This is a genomic window from Reyranella soli, assembly GCF_007992495.1.
GTDB classification, from domain to species: domain Bacteria; phylum Pseudomonadota; class Alphaproteobacteria; order Reyranellales; family Reyranellaceae; genus Reyranella; species Reyranella soli.
In genome coordinates, this window is the sequence record NZ_BKAJ01000368.1 from 1 (window position 1) to 1,174 (window position 1,174).

Here is a 1,174-nt window from a genome sequence, read left to right on the forward strand (position 1 = left end):
GGTGACCTTGACCGAATCGGCCAGGATATCGACGCCGCGGATCATGCGGGCGCGGGCGTCGCCGCCAAAACGTACATCTTTTGCAGCCATGTTCTTGTTCCTTGTTCGAGTGTGTGGCGAGGCGGACCGACGGGCTGGCCTATGCCGCCTTCTTGGCGATGGCGACATCTCGGTCTTCGATGACGCCCATCACGTCGGACTCCTTCATTATGAGGAGATCCTCACCCTCAAGCTTTATCTCGCTGCCCGACCATTTGCCGAACAGGATCCGGTCACCTTTCTTGACTTCGAGCGGAACGAGCGTGCCCTTCTCATCGCGGGCGCCCGGACCGACGGCGACGATCTCGCCTTCCATCGGCTTTTCCTTGGCGGTGTCCGGAATGATGATGCCGCCCTTGGTCTTGCCTTCTTCCTCGACACGCTTGACCACGACGCGGTCGTGAAGCGGACGGAACTTCATGGTTCTTCCTCCAATTTTTCGGATTTTGGTGTGAGCGCCTAGCGCGCGCTGCAACAACTGGTAGAGAGATGGTGCGTTTTTATCAACTCACAAGCGATATCTGCCCGAAATGATCCAAGTCCTCGCTTTTTCAGCTCGTCGCGGCCAAAACCGACCCCAGCCCCGCCGCGGCCCGATTTTGCGGGATCGACGCCGATGACCTGATGCGTGTCGCTTGTCGCCGAGAGAGCGGCTCTGCTCAGGCTACGTTATGATCAGTAAAGACGCTGTCCGGCGGATCGGCATCGAATGGTGTTAATCGAGGATCGAAGCGGAACCGCGTGCCGCAATAGGGACAGAGGATGGAGTCCGCCTCGCGCATATTGAGGTAGATGTGCGGATGGTCGTGCGGCGGGGACACGCCGATGCAGTTGAATTCCCTCACCCCGATGCAGATTTCCGGGACGCCGCGGTCGTTCCTGAACTTCGGATAACCGCTGCCGAACATAGACTAAAGCCGTTGTGAATGGTGGAGGTCTGCAGGTGGCAGTAAGACGCGAGATAAAAGGCGACAGAATTAGTTTTGGCGGCCACGATGAGCACCGGGCGGCCCTCGCAAAGACCCCCTTCATGCCGTGACACCCGGCTCTGCACCGACATCGGCGCTGGCGGTCGGCCGCTCGGCCGCCTCGAGGCGGTCGAAGGCCATGAGCAGGTTGCCCACCCGGCTGGCCG

Annotated in this window: 2 protein-coding genes; both read right to left on the reverse strand. The window is 60.1% G+C overall.

All coding sequences use genetic code 11. The features are described 5' to 3' along the window. Positions 1–139: 139 nt before the first annotated feature. Positions 140–460, reverse strand: coding sequence for a co-chaperone GroES (gene groES / locus RSO01_RS46805; protein WP_147157481.1), 321 nt, complete (start codon positions 458–460; stop codon positions 140–142). A gap of 238 nt (positions 461–698) precedes the next feature. Then, positions 699–947: a zinc-finger domain-containing protein gene (locus RSO01_RS46810; protein ID WP_147157482.1), complete on the reverse strand. Its 249-nt coding sequence runs from the start codon at positions 945–947 to the stop codon at positions 699–701. Positions 948–1,174: the final 227 nt, after the last annotated feature.

Coding starts and splice junctions, on each gene's coding strand:
- groES (WP_147157481.1), bottom strand. CDS start 460: ATGAAGTTCCGTCCGCTTCACGACCGCGTCGTGGTCAAGCGTGTCGAG.
- RSO01_RS46810 (WP_147157482.1), bottom strand. CDS start 947: ATGTTCGGCAGCGGTTATCCGAAGTTCAGGAACGACCGCGGCGTCCCG.